At 65.9% G+C, this 18,676-nt stretch carries 18 protein-coding genes; 11 read left to right on the forward strand and 7 right to left on the reverse strand.

The annotated features are described in order from the left end of the window. Positions 1-81 precede the first annotated feature (81 nt). Both obgE and proB read left to right on the forward strand, forming a co-directional pair. Entirely contained in the window at positions 82-1,176 is a 1,095-nt protein-coding gene (gene obgE, locus HWY45_RS32575; protein WP_059878710.1) for an Obg family GTPase CgtA, read from the forward strand. Positions 1,177-1,251: 75 nt separating this feature from the next. Continuing rightward, complete coding sequence (gene proB, locus HWY45_RS32580) at positions 1,252-2,370, forward strand: glutamate 5-kinase (protein ID WP_059564576.1); 1,119 nt, start codon at positions 1,252-1,254, stop codon at positions 2,368-2,370. 92 nt (positions 2,371-2,462) lie between these two features. Here the strand turns inward: proB and HWY45_RS32585 are convergent, their stop codons facing one another. Beyond that, positions 2,463-3,071 (reverse strand): CNP1-like family protein, encoded by a 609-nt coding sequence (locus HWY45_RS32585; RefSeq protein ID WP_059564575.1) that lies wholly within the window; start codon positions 3,069-3,071, stop codon positions 2,463-2,465. Positions 3,072-3,084: 13 nt separating this feature from the next. After that, on the reverse strand, positions 3,085-3,732 hold the full coding sequence (locus HWY45_RS32590) for an RNA pyrophosphohydrolase (RefSeq protein ID WP_059878713.1): 648 nt from the start codon (positions 3,730-3,732) through the stop codon (positions 3,085-3,087). A gap of 217 nt (positions 3,733-3,949) precedes the next feature. Between HWY45_RS32590 and HWY45_RS32595 the strand changes: the two genes are divergently transcribed. Both HWY45_RS32595 and HWY45_RS32600 read left to right on the forward strand, forming a co-directional pair. Beyond that, positions 3,950-5,686 carry a proline--tRNA ligase gene (locus HWY45_RS32595; protein WP_059878716.1) on the forward strand — a complete coding sequence of 579 codons (1,737 nt, stop codon included), beginning with the start codon at positions 3,950-3,952 and terminating at the stop codon, positions 5,684-5,686. A 21-nt stretch (positions 5,687-5,707) separates the two neighbouring features. Continuing rightward, complete coding sequence (locus HWY45_RS32600; protein WP_026045027.1) at positions 5,708-6,310, forward strand: MarC family protein; 603 nt, start codon at positions 5,708-5,710, stop codon at positions 6,308-6,310. Positions 6,311-6,387: 77 nt separating this feature from the next. On the opposite strand, the gene HWY45_RS32605 is transcribed toward HWY45_RS32600, so the two are convergent. Continuing rightward, on the reverse strand, positions 6,388-6,939 hold the full coding sequence (locus HWY45_RS32605) for a hypoxanthine-guanine phosphoribosyltransferase (protein WP_017333491.1): 552 nt from the start codon (positions 6,937-6,939) through the stop codon (positions 6,388-6,390). Positions 6,940-7,033: 94 nt separating this feature from the next. Further along, positions 7,034-8,401, reverse strand: a complete 1,368-nt coding sequence (ffh, locus tag HWY45_RS32610; RefSeq protein WP_059564572.1) for a signal recognition particle protein — start codon at positions 8,399-8,401, stop codon at positions 7,034-7,036. Positions 8,402-8,488: 87 nt separating this feature from the next. Between ffh and HWY45_RS32615 the strand changes: the two genes are divergently transcribed. The 7 genes from HWY45_RS32615 (at position 8,489) to HWY45_RS32645 (ending at position 16,426) form a co-directional block, all read left to right on the forward strand. After that, a complete protein-coding gene (locus tag HWY45_RS32615) occupies positions 8,489-9,385 on the forward strand; it encodes a cytochrome C assembly family protein (RefSeq protein ID WP_059878718.1) in 897 nt (298 codons plus the stop codon). A gap of 14 nt (positions 9,386-9,399) precedes the next feature. Continuing rightward, positions 9,400-9,708 carry a PP0621 family protein gene (locus tag HWY45_RS32620; protein ID WP_059564570.1) on the forward strand — a complete coding sequence of 103 codons (309 nt, stop codon included), beginning with the start codon at positions 9,400-9,402 and terminating at the stop codon, positions 9,706-9,708. Further along, positions 9,705-10,295, forward strand: a complete 591-nt coding sequence (gene ampD, locus HWY45_RS32625) for a 1,6-anhydro-N-acetylmuramyl-L-alanine amidase AmpD (RefSeq protein ID WP_059564569.1) — start codon at positions 9,705-9,707, stop codon at positions 10,293-10,295. The genes HWY45_RS32620 and ampD overlap by 4 nt, the downstream gene beginning before the upstream one ends. Positions 10,296-10,745: 450 nt before the next feature. Then, positions 10,746-13,727, forward strand: a complete 2,982-nt coding sequence (locus HWY45_RS32630; RefSeq protein WP_059564568.1) for a ribonucleoside-diphosphate reductase subunit alpha — start codon at positions 10,746-10,748, stop codon at positions 13,725-13,727. A 363-nt stretch (positions 13,728-14,090) separates the two neighbouring features. Then, a complete protein-coding gene (locus tag HWY45_RS32635; protein WP_059564567.1) occupies positions 14,091-15,302 on the forward strand; it encodes a ribonucleotide-diphosphate reductase subunit beta in 1,212 nt (403 codons plus the stop codon). Between the two features lie 82 nt (positions 15,303-15,384). Then, entirely contained in the window at positions 15,385-15,711 is a 327-nt protein-coding gene (locus tag HWY45_RS32640; RefSeq protein WP_081059754.1) for a hypothetical protein, read from the forward strand. Between the two features lie 28 nt (positions 15,712-15,739). Then, on the forward strand, positions 15,740-16,426 hold the full coding sequence (locus HWY45_RS32645; RefSeq protein WP_059984885.1) for a histone H1-like DNA-binding protein: 687 nt from the start codon (positions 15,740-15,742) through the stop codon (positions 16,424-16,426). 204 nt (positions 16,427-16,630) lie between these two features. Here the strand turns inward: HWY45_RS32645 and HWY45_RS32650 are convergent, their stop codons facing one another. The 3 genes from HWY45_RS32650 to tpx all read right to left on the reverse strand — a co-directional run bounded on the left by HWY45_RS32650 (position 16,631) and on the right by tpx (position 18,654). Next, on the reverse strand, positions 16,631-17,104 hold the full coding sequence (locus tag HWY45_RS32650) for an outer membrane lipoprotein (RefSeq protein WP_017333499.1): 474 nt from the start codon (positions 17,102-17,104) through the stop codon (positions 16,631-16,633). A 19-nt stretch (positions 17,105-17,123) separates the two neighbouring features. Continuing rightward, the gene (locus tag HWY45_RS32655; protein WP_059809209.1) at positions 17,124-18,062 is read right to left on the reverse strand and encodes a carbohydrate kinase family protein; all 939 of its coding nucleotides are present in this window, start codon (positions 18,060-18,062) and stop codon (positions 17,124-17,126) included. 88 nt (positions 18,063-18,150) lie between these two features. Beyond that, positions 18,151-18,654, reverse strand: a complete 504-nt coding sequence (gene tpx / locus HWY45_RS32660; RefSeq protein ID WP_059564614.1) for a thiol peroxidase — start codon at positions 18,652-18,654, stop codon at positions 18,151-18,153. Positions 18,655-18,676 lie beyond the last annotated feature (22 nt).

The following is an 18,676-nucleotide window of genomic DNA, read 5'->3' on the forward strand; positions in this document are numbered from 1 at the left end:
CAGGCGCGATTGGCCGGACGGCCGATTGTTCAAGCATGGCGGAGCGCGGCACAATAGCGGAAATACTGGGCGGAGTAACGAATGAAGTTCATTGACGAAGCGCGAATCGAAGTCATCGCCGGAGACGGAGGCGATGGCAGCGCGTCGATGCGCCGCGAAAAATTCGTTCCGTTCGGCGGGCCGGACGGCGGCGACGGCGGTCGGGGCGGCAGCGTCTACGCGATCGCCGACCGCAACATCAACACGCTGATCGACTACCGGTACGCGAAGAAGCACCTGGCGCGCAACGGCGAGAACGGCCGCGGCTCGGACTGCTACGGCAAGGGCGGCGACGACATCACGCTGCGCATGCCGGTCGGCACGGTCATCAGCGACATGGACACCGGCGAGCTGATCGCCGACCTGACCGAGCACGACCAGAAGGTGATGCTCGCGCAGGGTGGCGCGGGCGGCCTCGGCAACCTCCATTTCAAGTCGAGCACGAACCGCGCGCCGCGCCAGAAGACCGACGGCAAGCCCGGCGAGCGGCGCATGCTGAGGCTCGAGCTGAAGGTGCTGGCCGACGTCGGCCTGCTCGGCATGCCGAACGCAGGCAAGTCGACGTTCATTTCGTCGGTGTCGAACGCGAAGCCGAAGATCGCCGATTACCCGTTTACGACGCTGGCGCCGAATCTCGGCGTCGTGCGTGTCGGGCCGAGCAAGAGCTTCGTGATCGCCGACATTCCCGGGCTGATCGAGGGCGCGGCCGAAGGCGCGGGCCTCGGGCATCAGTTCCTGCGCCACCTGCAGCGCACCGGCGTGCTGCTGCATCTGGTGGATCTCGCGCCGTTCGACGAAAACGTCGATCCGGTCGCGGAGGCGACGGCGATCGTCGGCGAACTGCGCAAATACGATGAGTCGCTGTACGAGAAGCCGCGCTGGCTCGTGCTCAACAAGCTCGACATGGTGCCGGAGGACGAGCGCGAGGCGCGCGTCGCGGATTTCCTCGAGCGCTTCGGCTGGGATGGCCCGGTGTTCGAGATCTCGGCGCTGACCGGCCAGGGCTGCGAGTCGCTGTGTTATGCGATCTACGACTACCTCGCGGAGCATTCCGATGCACACCGCGCGGCCGAGGCGGAAGACCTGGCGGCGGACGTGCGTTTCCGCGACGGGCAGGCGGCGTCGGACGACGCCTGAGCGGTACGTGAGCGCCGGGCGCTGGCCGTCCGGCGCCGGATTCAATCGCGCATCACATAGAGGAGACAGCGCACGATGCGTTCGATCATCGCGGATTCGAAGCGACTGGTGGTGAAAGTGGGATCCAGCCTCGTGACCAACGACGGCAAGGGGCTCGATCATGCCGCAATTGGCCGCTGGGCCGCGCAGATCGCCGCGCTGCGCGCGCAGGGCAAGGAAGTGGTGCTCGTCAGCTCGGGCGCGATCGCGGAAGGCATGCAGCGGCTCGGCTGGAGCAAGCGTCCGCGCGAGATCGACGAGCTGCAGGCCGCGGCCGCGGTCGGTCAGATGGGGCTCGCGCAGGTCTATGAAAGCCGCTTCTCCGAGCACGGCATCCGCACCGCGCAGATCCTGCTGACCCACGCCGATCTGGCGGACCGCGAACGCTATCTGAACGCGCGTTCGACACTGCTCACGCTGCTGCGGCTCGGCGTCGTGCCGATCATCAACGAGAACGACACGGTTGTTACTGACGAAATCAAGTTCGGCGACAACGACACGCTCGGCGCGCTCGTCGCGAACCTGATCGAAGGCGATGCGCTGATCATCCTCACTGACCAGACCGGCCTGTTTACCGCCGATCCGCGCAAGGACCCGGCCGCGACGCTCGTCGCGGAAGCGAACGCGGGTGCGCCCGAACTCGAGGCGATGGCGGGCGGCGCGGGGTCGAGCCTCGGCCGCGGCGGCATGCTGACGAAGATTCTCGCGGCCAAGCGCGCGGCCCATAGCGGCGCCAACACGGTGATCGCGAGCGGGCGCGAACCCGACGTGCTCGCGCGGCTCGCGGCGGGCGAGGCGATCGGCACGCAGTTGATCGCCCGCACCGCGCGGATGGCCGCGCGCAAGCAGTGGATGGCCGATCACCTGCAGGTGCGCGGGCACGTCGTGATCGATGCCGGTGCGGTCGAGAAGCTGACGGCGGGCGGCAAGAGCCTGCTGCCGATCGGCGTGATCGACGTGCAGGGCGCGTTCGCGCGCGGCGAGGTGATCGCCTGCGTCGGGCCGGACGGGCGCGAAGTCGCGCGCGGCCTGACCAACTACAGCAGCGCGGAAACCAAGCTGATCCAGCGCAAGCCGAGCGGCGAGATCGAAACCGTGCTCGGCTACATGATGGAGCCGGAGCTGATCCACCGCGACAACCTGGTGCTCGTGTGACCTGCACGGTTCGCTGACAACCGACACGAAAAAGCCCGCGCAACGCGGGCTTTTCGCATTCGGTGACATCGCCGCCCGGCAGGCCGGCGCGATCAGCGCATCTGGTTCAGCACGGTGCGGTGATACTTGATGTTCTCGAGAATCGACTGCGTCGTGCCCGTCGGCATCTTGTTCGAGCAGAAATAGTCCTGGTAGAGCGCCGCATGGTACGCGTTCAGCTCGCCGTTCTCGATGCGTCGCCAGTCGTTTTCGACCGTGCGGTCCCAGCCGTCGTGGTCCGAGTTGAGGCCGGCATACTGGCGCCATTCGTAGGTGTCGCAGCGGATGCCCTCGTAGATGACGTTGCGCGCGCCGGCCGGGCTCGTGACGACCACCGTATACCGCACGATGCCGTCGGTGCCGACCGCCAGCGACTTCGCGTCGACGAAGAACTTGAGCGGCGTGTTCTGCGACACATTGAACGACAGCAGGTCGCCCGGCGTCGGCAGCGCGGGCAGCGCGTCGACCTTGTTTTCCTTCCATTCCCCCTGGCGGTCCAGCAGATAGACGAACGTGCCGTCATCCTTGTTGGTCGGCGTATTCGAATTCGCACAGCCGGCCAGCGCGGCCGCCGCGGCGATCGACGCGAGCGCGAGAGCAATCGCTTTCAATATGCATTCCTCGTAAAAAAAGGGCGCGACACCAAGGTCGCGCCCGGTCATGCAGTCCGACTTGTCATTCGCCGAGGATCAGGCGAGGAGGCGTCTCGTCGAGCGTGCTCGCGCCTGCTTCGACCTCGGAACAGACTACCGATGTGTCGACAATCGTCAACGTCTGCCGGGGCTGCACATCCACGACGCGCGGATAGCGCGATGGACGCAAGCCCCGCGGCTTGTCGGCCCGCTGCGCCGGGCGGCGCAGGAAGCGCGACAATTCCGTCAGCGCCAACTGATAGACATCCCGCTTGAACTCGATCACCGCATCGAGCGGCACCCAGTACTCGTTCCAGCGCCACGCATCGAACTCCGGGTGGTCGGTCGCGCGCAAGCAAATGTCGCAATCGCGTCCGACCATCCGCAGCAGGAACCAGATCTGTTTCTGGCCGCGGTAATGACCGCGTACTTCACGCTTGATGAACTTGTCAGGCACCTCGTAACGCAACCAGTCGCGAGTGCGGCCGATTATCTTGACGTGTTCCGGGTGCAGGCCGGTTTCCTCGTGCAGCTCCCGGTACATCGCCTGCATGGGGGTCTCGCCGTACTTGATCCCACCTTGAGGAAACTGCCAGGAATGCTCGCGGAGCCGCTTGCCCCAAAACACCTCGTTGCGCGCGTTCAAGAGGATGATGCCGACGTTCGGGCGAAAGCCTTCACGATCCAGCATACAACCACCTTCGAATCCTTTAAAATTGCTTTGATTATAAACAGATAACGGGCGCCGCGCACCGTAACGGAGCGAATCCGCGCAGGGTGTGCCGGCTGAATTGTCCCTGAATTGTCTGCTAGGTCATCTGCGCCATCGCCGTTCGCCGCGCGCAGCTTTTTCTCATTGAATCTTTTTCGGGCGCCCCGCATGGGGCGCCGTTTTTGGAACCGTCCGCATGAAAGCTTCCCGTTTCTTTATCGGCACCCTGAAAGAAGCACCCGCCGACGCAGAGATCGTCAGCCACAAGCTGATGGTGCGCGCCGGCATGATCCGTCGCGTCGCCGGCGGCATCTATAACTACCTGCCGGTCGGGCTGCGTTCGATTCGCAAGGTCGAGGCGATCGTGCGCGAGGAAATGAACCGGGCGGGCGCGATCGAGCTGCTGATGCCGGCGGTGCAGCCGGCCGAGCTGTGGCAGGAGTCGGGCCGCTGGGAGCAGTACGGCCCCGAGCTGCTGCGCTTCAAGGACCGCAAGGACAACGACTTCGTGATCGGGCCCACGCACGAGGAAGTGATCACCGACATCGCGCGCAACCAGATCCGCAGCTACCGGCAGATGCCGGTGAACTTCTACCAGATCCAGACGAAGTTCCGCGACGAGATCCGTCCGCGTTTCGGCGTGATGCGCGGCCGCGAATTCGTCATGAAGGACGCATACTCGTTCGACAAGGACGCCGACGGCCTGAACGAGTCGTATCGCAAGATGTATGACGCATACGTGCGCATCTTCACGCGCCTCGGCCTCGAGTTCCGGCCGGTCGCGGCCGACAGCGGCTCGATCGGCGGCAACTTCTCGCACGAGTTCCACGTGATCGCCGACACCGGCGAGGACTCGATCGCCTATTGCCCGACCTCCGAATTCGCGGCGAACGTCGAGGCAGCCGAGGCGCTGCCGCTGATCGCCGAGCGCGCGGCCGCCGCCGAGCCGATGGCGAAGGTGGCGACGCCGGGCAAGGCGAAGTGCGAGGCCGTTGCCGAACTGATGGGCATTCCGCTCGCGCGCACGATCAAGTCGATCGTGCTCGCGACCGACAACGAAGGCGCCGAGCCGACGATCTGGCTGCTGATGCTGCGCGGCGATCACGACCTCAACGAGGTCAAGGTGTCGAAGCTGCCGGGCCTGAAGAACCACCGCTTCGCGACCGAGCAGGAAATCGTCGAGTGGTTCGGCACGCCGCCGGGCTACCTCGGCCCGATCGGCACGAAGAAGCCGGTGAAGGTGATCGCCGATCGCACGGTTGCGAACATGAGCGATTTCGTCGTCGGCGCGAACGAGGTCGACTATCACATCGCCGGCGTGAACTGGGGCCGCGACCTGCCGGAGCCGGACGTCGCCGACATCCGCAACGTGCAGAAGGGCGACCCGTCGCCGGACGGCAAGGGCGTGATCGACATCTGCCGCGGCATCGAGGTCGGCCACGTGTTCCAGCTCGGCACCAAGTACTCGGAAGCGATGGGCGCGACGTTCATCGACGAGTCGGGCAAGCCGCAGCCGATGCTGATGGGCTGCTATGGCGTCGGCATCACGCGCATTCTCGGTGCGGCGATCGAACAGAACTTCGACGAGCGCGGCATCATCTGGCCGGAGTCGATCGCGCCGTTCGAAGTCGTGCTGTGCCCGATGGGCTACGACCGCAGCGACGCGGTGCGCGAGACGGCCGACAAGCTGTACGCGGAGCTGGCCGCGGCCGGCATCGACGTGATCCTCGACGACCGCGGCGAGCGCCCGGGCGTGATGTTCGCCGACTGGGAGCTGATCGGCGTGCCGCATCGCCTCGTGATCGGCGAGCGCGGCCTGAAGGAAGGCAAGATCGAGTACCAGGGCCGCCGCGATACCGAAGCGACGCTGCTGCCGGCCGACACGGCCGCGGCGACGGTCGCGGAGAAGATTCGCGCCGCGCTCGCGCGCTGAGCCTGACGCCCGGAGGACACGGTGGAATACACCTTCCTGTCGGCCACCGTGCTTCTCGTGCTGATCACCGATCCGCTCGGCAACATCCCGCTGTTCATCTCGGCGATGCGGGATGTGCCGCGCGAGCGGCGCGTGAAGCTGATCCTGCGCGAGGTCGGGATCGCGTTCGTGATCCTGCTGTTCTTCATGGTCGTGGGCGACCGCTTCCTGCGGATGATGAACCTCACCGACCTGTCGCTGCGGCTCGGCGGCGGCATCGTGCTGTTCCTGATCGCGCTGCGGATGATCTTCCCGCACCCGGACGGCGCGCTCGGCAGCGATCCGCGCGCGGGCGGCGAGCCGTTCATCGTGCCGCTCGCGATTCCGGCGCTGGCCGGGCCGTCGGCGCTCGCGACGGTGATGCTGCTGACGTCGCAGGCGCCCGGCAAGATGCTCGAATGGGCCGGCGCGCTGACGGTCACGATGATCGTCTGTGCGGTGACGCTGGTGCTGGCCGAACGGATCCAGCAGTGGCTCGGCGAGCGGACGGTCGCGGCGTTCGAGCGGCTGATGGGCCTCGTGCTCGTCGCGATCTCGGTCGAGATGATGCTGGGCGGAATCCGCGCGTTCGTACACCAGCTGTAGTCGGGCGGCACACCAATGAAAAAGCGGCGCTCCGGGCAATCCGGAGCGCCGCTTTTTTCATGCGGATCGCGCGGGCGTCAGACGTTCGCGGTCAGCGCGCGGATCGTCGGCAGGTTGCGCCAGTAGCCCTTTGCGTCCATCCCGCAGCCGAACACGTAGCGGTCGGGCACCGCGAAGCCGCAGAAATCCGGGTGCAGCGGCTTGGCCTTCGCGAGCGTCTTCTCGCACAGCACCGCCGACATGAAGCGCTTCGCGCCCATCTCGAGGATGCGGTCGCGGATCGCGGCCATCGTTTCGCCTTCGTCGAGGATGTCGTCGAGCACGAGCACGATGCGGTCCTTCACCGATTCGCGCGGCGCGACACGCCAGTGCATCTCCGGGCTGCCCTGCGTCGTGTTGCGGTAGCGGGTCAGGTGGATGTAGTCGAACTCGAGCGGGAAATCGAGATGCGGCAGCAGCATCCCGGTAAACACCGCGGCGCCGCCCATCACCGAGAGGACGAGCGGGAACGCGTCGCCGATCTCGGCGCGGATCGCGTCGGCCATCCGGGCGATCGACGCGTTGACGGCGTCGGCCGAGACGATCTCTTCGGAGTGGTCGAAAATGTGGAGGGCTTCTTCGCGGTTCATGGGTTCTGGCGGGCAGTCGGTATACAAATAAGAATGAAGCAGATCGGGCGGCGCGCGCTACAGCAAAAACCCGCGCGCCGGCCGACGGGCGGAATCAGCGCAGGCCGGGCATCATGCCCTTCAGGCCGCGCATCATCTTCTGCATGTTGCCGCCCTTCAGCTTCTTCATCATCGTACGCATCTGGTCGTACTGGTTCAGCATCCGGTTGACTTCCTGCACCGGCACGCCCGCGCCGGCGGCAATGCGGCGCTTGCGCGTCGCCTTGATGATCTCGGGCTTCGCGCGCTCGGCGGGCGTCATCGAGCTGATGATCCCTTCCATCCGGCGGATCTGCTTTTCGGCCTGGCCCATGTCGGCGCCGGCGGCCGCCTGCTGGAACTGCGCGGGCAATTTATCCATCAGCGACGACAGGCCGCCCATGTTCTTCATCTGCGAGATCTGCGCGCGGAAATCGTTCAGGTCGAAGTCGCCGCCTTTCTTGACCTTGTCGGCGAGCTTCTGCGCGGCCTGCACGTCGACGCCGCGCTGCGCCTCCTCGACGAGCGCGAGGATGTCGCCCATGCCGAGGATCCGGTTCGCCATCCGGTCGGGATGGAAGATCTCGAGGCCGTCGAGCTTCTCGGCGACGCCGACGAACTTGATCGGCTTGCCCGTGATGTGGCGCACCGACAGCGCGGCGCCGCCGCGCGAATCGCCGTCGAGCTTGGTCAGCACGACGCCCGTGAGCGGCAGCGCGTCGTTGAACGCTTTCGCGGTATTGACGGCATCCTGGCCGAGCATCGCGTCGACGACGAACAGCGTTTCGGCCGGCTTCAGCGTGCCGTGCAGCGCCGCGATCTCCTGCATCATCGCTTCGTCGATGCCGAGACGGCCGGCCGTATCGACGATCAGCACGTCATGGTAGTGGCGCTTCGCCCAGTCGACCGCGGCGACCGCGATGTCGACCGGCTTCTGGTCCGGCGTGGACGGGAAGAAGTCGGCGCCGACCTGTTCGCTCACCGTTTTCAGCTGCATGATCGCGGCGGGACGGTACACGTCGCACGACACGGTCAGCACCTTTTTCTTGTACTTCTCGCGCAGCAGCTTCGCGAGCTTGCCGACGGTCGTGGTCTTGCCCGCGCCCTGCAGGCCGGCCATCAGGATCACCGCGGGCGGCGTGACGGCGAGGTTCAGCTCGGCGGCCTTGCCTTCGTAGTCGCCGCCGATCACGGCGGTCAGTTCCTTCTGGACCACGCCGACGAGCGCCTGGCCCGGCGACAGGCTGCTGATCACTTCCTCGCCGAGCGCCTTTTCCTTGACCTTGGCGATGAATTCGCGGACGACGGGCAGCGCGACGTCGGCTTCGAGGAGCGCAAGACGCACCTCGCGGAGCATCTCCTGCGTGTTCGCCTCGGTAAGCCGGGCCTCGCCGCGCAGCGTCTTGACGACGCGCGCCATCCGTTGAGTGAGATTGTCGAGCATGGGGAGCGATGGACAGTGGGGCCCGAAGGCGCGGCGGGCTGAACAAGGGAGCCGTCGCGGGAAGGGGGCCTAGTGTAAACTTCGAACATGGATATTGTACTGTATGCCCTCACCGCATTCCTGTACGGCGGCCTCGCCGTCGCAGGCTGGCGCGCGCACCGCCAGGGCGCCGCAGCGCCGCTCGTCGCGAGCGTGCCGGCCGTGCCGGTTCCCGCGTCCGCCGCGTCCGGCATGAGCGGGGCGGGCCGCGCGCTGCTGTTCGCCGCGCTGGTTGCGCACGGCGTGCTGCTCCACATGACGATCTTCCCGCACGACGCGATGGTGTTCGGCTTCGCGTTCGCGCTGTCCGCGATGTTCTGGCTCGGCGCCGGCATCTACTGGATCGAGAGCTTCTTCTTCCCGCTCGACAGCCTGCGCCTGCTCGTGCTGCCGCTTGCGTGCGGCGCGTCGCTGCTGCCGCTCGTGTTCGGCGGCGTGCGGGTGCTGCCTTATGCCGCAGCGCCGCTGTTCAAGCTGCACTTCCTGATCGCGAACATTGCGTACGGGCTGTTCGCGATCGCGGCGCTGCACGCGGTCCTGATGCTGATGGTCGAGCGGCGCCTGCAGTCGCTGCGCAGCGGCGGGCGCGACGGCTCGACGGGCTGGATCGCGAGCTGGCTCGAGACGCTGCCGCCGCTGCTCACGCTCGAGAAGCTGCTGTTCCGCCTGATCGGCGCGGGCTTTGTGCTGCTGACGCTGACGCTCGCGTCCGGGATCCTGTTCAGCGAGCAGGTCGACGCGCGCGCGTTGCGGCTCGACCACAAGACCGTGTTCGCGATCGTGTCGTGGCTGATGTTCGGCGCGCTGCTGGTCGCGCGCCGGACGTCGGGCTGGCGCGGGCGCGGCGCCGCGCGCTGGGTGCTCGCGTCGTTCGGCGCGCTGCTGCTCGCGTATGTCGGCAGCCGGTTCGTATTCGAGGTGCTGCTGCACCGCTCCGTGGTTTGATCGACTGACTTTCGATGCGACAGATTCTTCTCCTCATCCTGCTGTTCTTCGCGACCTCGTGGGTCGCGCGCAAGCTGCGCCAGGCACAGGCGCGCGCCGGGCGCGACGCGGGGCCGGGCGGCGCTGCGCCGGGCCACGGCGGCGGTGCGGGCGCCACGCGCGCCGGCGGTGCGCAGTCGCTCCCCGAGCCGATGGTGCGCTGTGCCGAATGCGGCGTGCACGCACCGAAGGGCGACGCGATCGTCGCGGGCGGCGAAACCTTCTGCAGCGCCGAGCACGCGCAGCGCCACGCCGCACGCGCGAGCGACCGCGACGCGCGATGAGCGGCGGGGCATCCCTTTCGATCGACGCACACGGCTGGGTGCGCGAAGCGCGCCATGCGCCGTCGCCGAACTTCGAGGCGCGGCCCGCGGGTGCGGTGCCGACGCTCGTCGTCGTCCACAACATCAGCCTGCCGCCCGGCGAGTTCGGCGGCGACGCGATCGAGGCGCTGTTCCTGAATCGCCTCGACTGCGACGCGCACCCTTATTACCAGGCCCATCTGCGCGGCGTGCGCGTGTCCGCGCACTTCCTGGTCCGCCGCGACGGCGAGCTCGTGCAGTTCGTGTCGTGCGACGAACGGGCGTGGCATGCGGGCGCGTCCGATTTCTTCGGCCGGCCGCGCTGCAACGACTTTTCGATCGGCATCGAGCTCGAGGGCGCGGACGACGTGCCGTTCGAGGCCGCGCAATATGCGACGCTCGCCGCGCTCGCGCGCACGCTCGCCGGCCGCTATCCGGTCGATGCGATCGCCGGTCACGCCGACGTCGCGCCGGGCCGCAAGACCGACCCCGGTCCGCACTTCGATTGGCAACGCTTCGCGAGCGATGCCGGCTTTTCCGCCGAATACTTTCCTTACCGGCAGCACTGATCGCGGGGTTTTTCGACCCGCAAATTTTTTTTCTCCGACCAATGCCTTGCCGCGCCTGCGCGCGAGCGATGTCAAGGCCTTTGGCGCAAATTATCCAGTTGGACGACGTCCGAATGTCCACTATACTTGGTGCCAGTTGAGCAGTTCTGCACTAGATATAGTGTGTGTCGCAGGGAAAACCCGGGCGACACGAACCGGCGGGCAACGCCGGCGGACAGAGTTCTCAGGGCGACGCGTCAGGCCGGCGGTCCGGGCGTCGCGATCAGCGCAGCGAGTGTCGACGGGGCACAGGACACATGACGAAGCACCACACCGGATCACGTGCAGCACGACGGACGAACCGGCCCCCTCGACACATCGCTCGCGTCTTACCGCTCGCGCACCGCATTGCGCAGCGATCGTTTTAATCCGCGGTTCCCCCCGCATCACCCAACACCAGGAGCTTTGCACATGCAAACCACCGACAACGCGACGTCGCAATTCGAGAGCGCGTCGAGCCGTCCTCTCGGCGGCGCCGAACAAGGCGCGCAGGCGCTCGCGCCGCAGGCCACGTTCGCCGACTACAAGGTGATCCGCCGCAACGGCAGCGTGGTGTCGTTCGAGCCGTCGAAGATCGCGATCGCGGTGACCAAGGCTTTCCTGGCCGTCAACGGTGGGCAGGGCGCGGCATCGGCACGCGTGCGCGAACTGGTCGAGCAGCTGACGCACAACGTGGTGCGCGCGCTCGTGCGCAGCCGTCCGAACGGCGGCACGTTCCATATCGAGGACATCCAGGACCAGGTCGAACTGGCGCTGATGCGCGGCGGCGAGCACAACGTCGCGCGCGCGTACGTGCTGTACCGCGAGAAGCGCCACCTCGAGCGCCAGCACGCGGGTGAGGAAGCGGCCGCGGCGGAAACGGGCGGCGGCGCCATCAACGTGATCGACAACGGCGTCACGCGCCCGCTCGACCTGAACGCGCTGCGCGCGCTGATCGTGTCGGCGTGCGACGGCCTCGGCTCTGCGGTTAACCCTGACCCGATCGTCGCGGAGACGGTGAAGAACCTGTACGACGGCGTGCCGATGAGCCAGGTCTACGACTCGGCGATCCTGGCCGCGCGCACGATGATCGAGAAGGATCCGGCATACAGCCAGGTCACGGCCCGCATCCTGCTGCACACGATCCGCCGCGAGATCCTCGGCGAGGAAGTGGTCCAGGCCGAGATGTCGACCCGCTACGCGGAGTACTTCCCGCAGTTCCTGAAGCGCGGCGTCGACGCCGGTCTGCTCGACGACAAGCTGCTGCAGTTCGACCTGAAGCGTCTCGGCGAGGCGCTCGACGCGAACCGCGACCTGCAGTTCGGCTACCTCGGCCTGCAGACACTGTACGACCGCTACTTCCTGCACGTCGACGGCTCCCGCATCGAAATGCCGCAGGCATTCTTCATGCGCGTCGCGATGGGCCTCTCGCTGAACGAGATCGACCGCGAGACGCGCGCGATCGAGTTCTACAACGTGCTGTCGAGCTTCGACTTCATGAGCTCGACGCCGACGCTGTTCAACTCGGGCACCCACCGCTCGCAGCTGTCGTCGTGCTACCTGACGACGGTCGCGGACGATCTGGACGGCATCTATGAAGCACTGAAGGAAAACGCGCTGCTGTCGAAGTTCGCCGGCGGCCTCGGCAACGACTGGACCCGCGTGCGTGCGCTCGGCTCGCATATCAAGGGCACGAACGGCAAGTCGCAGGGCGTCGTGCCGTTCCTGAAGGTCGTCAACGACACCGCGGTCGCGGTCAACCAGGGCGGCAAACGCAAGGGCGCGGTGTGCGCGTACCTGGAATCCTGGCACCTCGACATCGAGGAGTTCCTCGAGCTGCGCAAGAACACCGGCGACGATCGCCGCCGCACGCACGACATGAACACGGCGAACTGGATTCCCGACCTGTTCATGAAGCGCGTGATGGAAGGCGGTGAATGGACGCTGTTCTCGCCGTCGACCTGCCCGGACCTGCACGACAAGTTCGGCGCCGAGTTCGAGGCGGCCTACACGGCGTACGAGGACAAGGTTGCCCGCGGCGAGATCAAGCTGTTCAAGAAGATCCCGGCGCAGCAGCTGTGGCGCAAGATGCTCGGCATGCTGTTCGAGACCGGCCACCCGTGGATCACGTTCAAGGATCCGTGCAACATCCGTTCGCCGCAGCAGCACGTCGGCGTCGTCCACTCGTCGAACCTGTGCACGGAAATCACGCTGAACACCAGCGACACCGAAATCGCGGTCTGCAACCTGGGCTCGGTGAACCTGCTCGCGCACCTGGTGAAGCAGGCGGACGGCAGCTACGCGCTCGACCACGACAAGCTGAAGCGCACGATCAGCGTCGCGATGCGCATGCTCGACAACGTGATCGACATCAACTACTACGCGGTGCCGAAGGCGCGTAACTCGAACCTGAAGCACCGCCCGGTCGGCCTGGGCATCATGGGCTTCCAGGACTGCCTGCACCTGCTGCGCACGCCGTACGCGTCGCAAGCGGCGGTCGAGTTCGCCGACCGTTCGATGGAAGCGGTCTGCTACTACGCGTACTACGCGTCGACCGAGCTGGCCGAGGAGCGCGGCCGCTACTCGAGCTACCGCGGCTCGCTGTGGGATCGCGGCATCCTCCCGCAGGACACGCTGAAGCTGCTGACGGAAGCGCGCGGCGGCTACGTCGAGGTCGACACGTCGGAGTCGCTCGACTGGACGACGCTGCGTTCGCGGATCGCCGCGCACGGCATGCGCAACTCGAACTGCGTCGCGATCGCGCCGACGGCGACGATCTCGAACATCATCGGCGTGTCGGCGTGCATCGAGCCGACCTTCCAGAACCTGTACGTGAAGTCGAACCTGTCGGGCGAATTCACGGTGGTCAACGAGTTCCTGGTGCGCGACCTGAAGGAGCGCGGCCTGTGGGACGAAGTGATGGTCGCCGACCTGAAGTACTTCGACGGCATGCTGTCGCGCATCGACCGCATCCCGGCCGACCTGCGCGCGATCTACGCGACCGCGTTCGAAGTCGACCCGACGTGGCTGGTCGAGGCGGCATCGCGCCGTCAGAAGTGGATCGACCAGGCGCAGTCGCTGAACATCTACATGGGCGGCGCGTCGGGCAAGAAGCTCGACGAGGTCTACAAGCTCGCGTGGCTGCGCGGCCTGAAGACGACGTACTACCTGCGCACGATGGCGGCGACGCACGTCGAGAAGTCGACGGTCGCGCACGGCGCGCTGAACGCGGTGCCGTCGAGCGGCGGCGTGAGCGGCGGTGGCGCGCAGGGCGCAGCCGGCGGCTTCGGCGCGGCGGGCGGCGAAGCGTCGTCGTCGGGCGCGGTGAACGCGGCGCCGGTCGAGGCGGAAGGCCCGGTGTGCATGATGCGTCCGGGCGACCCGGGCTTCGACGAGTGCGAAGCGTGCCAGTAACGCAACGCGCCTGACTCGGCGAGGCTCCGGGCGGCGCGCACTGCAACCGATAAAGGTTGAAGTGCGCGCCGCTCTCAACTAAAAAAATGATAAGGAATCTGTAACGCGCCACGCGCGTTGCAGGCAGTGACAAGCGATCGAAACAACCCCGACGGCGTCGTGTTTCGATCAGCGTTCGATGCGTCGAGCGCACCTCGCGATACACGCGCGTCACACGTCACGCGCGGCACGAACGACGATGCGTTGCTCAAAGTGTTGTATCGAGGTCGCAACGCGAATCGAAAAAGGGATTTTTCGTGAGCGAACCCTTTTATCGCTCAGGAAAAGATGGTACAAACCGTTCTAAATTGATGGTGAGAATTTATGCTCAACTGGGATGACGAGAAGACTGCCGTAACTCCCGCGAGCGGAGCGCAGCAAAACGCGATGCGCACCCCCGCAGGAACGGCTGTCGGAATGCAGGCCGCAGCGCCTGCCGCCCAACAGGCTCGTGACATTTTCGAAGGCGATCTCGCGGTGCCGCCGCAAGCATCGGCTGTTCCCGCTGCGGCTTCGGAAGCTCGGGTCAATGTCGCCGACAAGCGCATCATCAACGGCCAGACTGACGTCAATCAGCTGGTGCCGTTCAAGTACAAGTGGGCGTGGGAAAAGTATCTGGCGGGTTGTGCGAACCACTGGATGCCGCAGGAAATCAACATGTCCCGCGACATCGCGCTGTGGAAGGATCCGAACGGCCTGACCGAAGACGAGCGCCGCATCGTCAAGCGTAACCTCGGCTTCTTCGTGACGGCCGACTCGCTGGCGGCGAACAACATCGTGCTCGGCACGTACCGCCACATCACGGCGCCCGAGTGCCGGCAGTTCCTGCTGCGCCAGGCGTTCGAAGAGGCGATCCACACGCACGCGTACCAATATATTGTCGAATCGCTCGGTCTCGACGAAGGCGAGATCTTCAACGCGTACCACGAGGTCGCGTCGATTCGCGCGAAAGACGAATTCCTGATCCCGTTCATCCACACGCTGACGGACCCGGCCTTCAAGACCGGCACGCTCGAGGCGGATCAGAAGCTGCTGAAGTCGCTGATCGTGTTCGCCTGCATCATGGAAGGCCTGTTCTTCTATGTCGGGTTCACGCAGATTCTCGCGCTCGGCCGCCAGAACAAGATGACGGGTGCTGCAGAGCAATATCAGTACATCCTGCGCGACGAGTCGATGCACTGCAATTTCGGCATCGACCTGATCAACCAGATCAAGCTCGAGAACCCGCATCTCTGGACCGCGGAATTCCGCGCGGAGATCCGCGAGCTGTTCAAGCAGGCTGTCGATCTCGAATACCGCTACGCCGAGGACACGATGCCGCGCGGCGTGCTGGGTTTGAACGCGTCGATGTTCAAGAGCTATCTGCGCTTCATCTGCAACCGCCGTTGCCAGCAGATCGGCCTCGACCCGCTGTACCCGAACGAGGAAAACCCGTTCCCGTGGATGAGCGAGATGATCGACCTGAAGAAGGAACGCAACTTCTTCGAGACGCGAGTGATCGAGTATCAGACGGGTGGCGCGCTGTCCTGGGAATAACCCGCAGCAGCGACTCACGTCATGACGATGTAAGGCCGGCGCCACGCGGCGCCGGCACAAGGTTTAGGAGCAAGAACGCCTGATGCAAAGCACGCCCGGTGCCTTAGCGGCCCAACGATACGACAGGCACTTTGCGAACCCTTCAGTGGGATGGGCAAACTTCCCTCCGGAAAAAGCGGACAGCCGTGTGGCGATCCGCTTGATCAAGCGATCTGGGGTGGCGGCGCGTGGCGCGTCGGCCGCCGACTTGATTTGGCGCGCGAGGCCCGATGGCCACGCGCGCCATACCGTATTCATTAGCGTAAGCGCGTGGTATCCGCGTACGCCGATGAATAGCCCGCTTCGAAGCGCACGTCCTGAACAGCGTCCGCGGGAAGCGGGTTTTGACGAAGGGTGTAGTTTGAACTGACTCTCATCTGAACCTGAAGGAGAACAACATGGCACTCGCCAAGAAGAAACCGGCTGCGAAGAAGGCAGCTGCGAAGAAGACCGTTGCCAAGAAGGCTGCTGCGCCGGCGAAGAAGGCCGCTGCAGTGAAGAAGGTTGCTGCCAAGAAGGTCGCGGTGAAGAAGGTTGCTGCAAAGAAGGCAGCACCGGCGAAGAAGGCAGCGGCCAAGAAAGTCGCAGTGAAGAAGGTTGCCGCGAAGAAGGTTGCTGCGAAGAAAGTCGCAGTGAAGAAGGTTGCTGCGAAGAAGGCGGCACCGGCGAAGAAGGCCGCAGCGAAGAAAGTCGCCGCGAAGAAGGTTGCAGTGAAGAAGGTTGCAGTGAAGAAGGTCGCGGCCAAGAAGGCTGCACCGGCGAAGAAGGCTGCTGCGAAGAAGGCCGCACCGGCGAAGAAGGCTGCTGCGAAGAAGGCTGCGCCTGCCAAGAAGGCTGCTGCGAAGAAGGCCGCACCCGCGAAGAAGGCTGCTGCGCCCAAGGCGGCTGCGCCCGCGAAGACCGCTGCTGCTGCGCCGAAGAAGGCCGCTGCGCCGAAGAAGGCTGCTGCACCGAAGAAGGCAGTCGTGAAGAAGGCCGCACCGGCGACGACCGCGTCGACGGCATCGGTTGCGCCGGCATCGGGCGTGAAGACCGCGCTCAACCCGGCAGCAGCATGGCCGTTCCCGACCGGCAGCCGTCCGTAATCGCGGACCGCACCCACTACCCGGACACTCATGCGGTGTCCGCGGGTTGAGTAGCGCTACTCAATCGACCCCGCCATCTGGCTCAGGTGGCGGGTTTTTTTTCGTCCGCGCGTGCCGCGCTACGGCGTCCGGGCGAAAAAAAACGCATGCGCAACTTCGCGCATGCGTTCGACCGCGGCTTGCGCCGCGTGCTGAGGATACCGGTCAGTGCGTGACGCGGGTGACGCCGCCGCTCGACAGCAGCCGCACGCGCTCGCCGGCGCGGAATGCTTCGCCGCTCGCCGCTTGCGTGATCGAGCGCAGGTCGCCGTTGTCGAGGCGCACGGTGATCTCGACACCATTCGCCGTGCTGAGGTTTTCGCCGATCGCATTGCCCGCGACCGCGCCGGCGAGGCCGCCCGCGATGGCGGTCAGGATCGAGCCCTTGCCGCCGCCGATCGCGCTGCCGGCAACCGCGCCGAGTGCGCCGCCGCCGAGTGTGCCAACCGCGCTGCCGGCGCCTTCGGACTGGATGCGCACCGCGCGAACGCTCTCGACCGTACCCATCCGCACGGTCTGCTCGCGTTGCGCCTGGCCGACGCTATAGACGTCGGCCGAACCCGGCGGCGTGAAGCAGCCTGCCAGCGTCAGCGTGGCGGTCAGCATGGCCCCGAGCGTGAGGGTTTTCTTCATCAACATTTCTGCTCTCCCACAGTGTTCATTTGAGGCTGTAGCCAAAGGCAGCCTCGAAGCGTGCGTCGATCTCGGCGCGAGTCAGCGAGTAGGATTGCGGCCCCTGGTGGGCGATCTTGATCGAACCCATCAGGCTGGCCAGGCGCCCCGTGGTCGCCCAGTCGAGGCCCTTTTCGATCCCGTACAGCAGACCGCCGCGAAAAGCATCGCCACAGCCCGTCGGATCGGCGATCCGCTCGGCCGGCACGACGGGAATCTGCTCCACGCCCTGCTTGTGGCGGATTGTCGCGCCATGCTCGCCACGCGTGATGACGAGCGCGTCGACCCGGCTGGCGATTTCGTCTTCGGACCATCCCGTCTTGTCGCTCACCAGCTTGGCCTCGTAGTCGTTGACCGCAACGTAGGTCGCAAGTTCAATGCTGCGGCGCAGCGTCGCGCCGTCGAACAGCGGCAGGCCCTGGCCCGGATCGAACACGAACGGCACGCCGGCCTTCGCGAGTTCCTCCGTATGCTGCACCATCCCGTCGAAGCCGTCCGGGCCGACGATGGCGAGCGTGATGTCCGGTGCGTCGCCCGCGTGGTTCAGGTGCGACTGCATCATCGCGCCCGGGTGAAACGCCGCGATCTGGTTGTTGTCGAGATCGGTCGTGATCATCGCGTGCGCCGAGTGCATCTCGGGCAGCACGCGAACGTGGTCGCGGCGCAGGCCGAGCCGGTCGAGGCGCTCGAGATACGGTTGTGCGTCGAGCGCGCCGAGCGTGCCCATCATCCGTGCGTCGCCGCCGAGCAGATGCAGCGCATAGGCGATGTTGCCCGCGCAGCCGCCGAATTCGCGACGCATCGTCGGCACGAGGAAGCTCAGGTTGATGAGGTGCACCTGGTCGGGCAGGATGTGCTCGCGGAACCGCCCTTCGAAGGTCATGATGGAGTCGTAGGCGATCGAGCCGCAAATCAGCGTAGCCAAGGTGTGCGTTCCTGTAGAAATGAGGGACCCTGCGTGACAGCGCCGCGCGAAAAAGGCGCGGCGCGACAAGGGAAAGCGGGAAAAAGGCTTACTTCAGCGCAGCGAGCGCGGCGTCGTAGTTCGGCTCGTCCTTGATCTCGCCCACGAGCTGCGCGTGCAGCACCTTGTCCTGCGCGTCGAGCACGACGACGGCGCGTGCGGTCAGGCCGTTCAGCGGGCCGCTCGTCACGTCGACGCCGTACGCGTTCGCGAACGCGCGGCCGGTGCGGAACGTCGATGCGGTCAGCACGTTCGCGAGGCCTTCGGTCGTGCAGAAGCGGGTCGCCGCGAACGGCAGGTCGGCCGACACGACGATCACGACGGTGTTGTCGAGCGACGACGCGGCTTCGTTGAACTTGCGGGTCGACGTCGCGCAGGTCGGGGTATCGAGGCTCGGCACGATGTTCAGCACCTTGCGCTTGCCGGCGAAGCTGGCAAGCGTCAGGTCGGCGAGATCCTTGCCGACCAGCGAGAAGTCGGGGGCCTGCGAACCGACGGCCGGGAACGTGCCGGCGATTTCGATCGGGTTGCCACCCAGCGTAACTTTGCTCATGTTCGTGCTCCGAAATAGCGCG

It is taken from the genome of Burkholderia stagnalis, assembly GCF_902830275.1.
Classification (GTDB): domain Bacteria; phylum Pseudomonadota; class Gammaproteobacteria; order Burkholderiales; family Burkholderiaceae; genus Burkholderia; species Burkholderia stagnalis.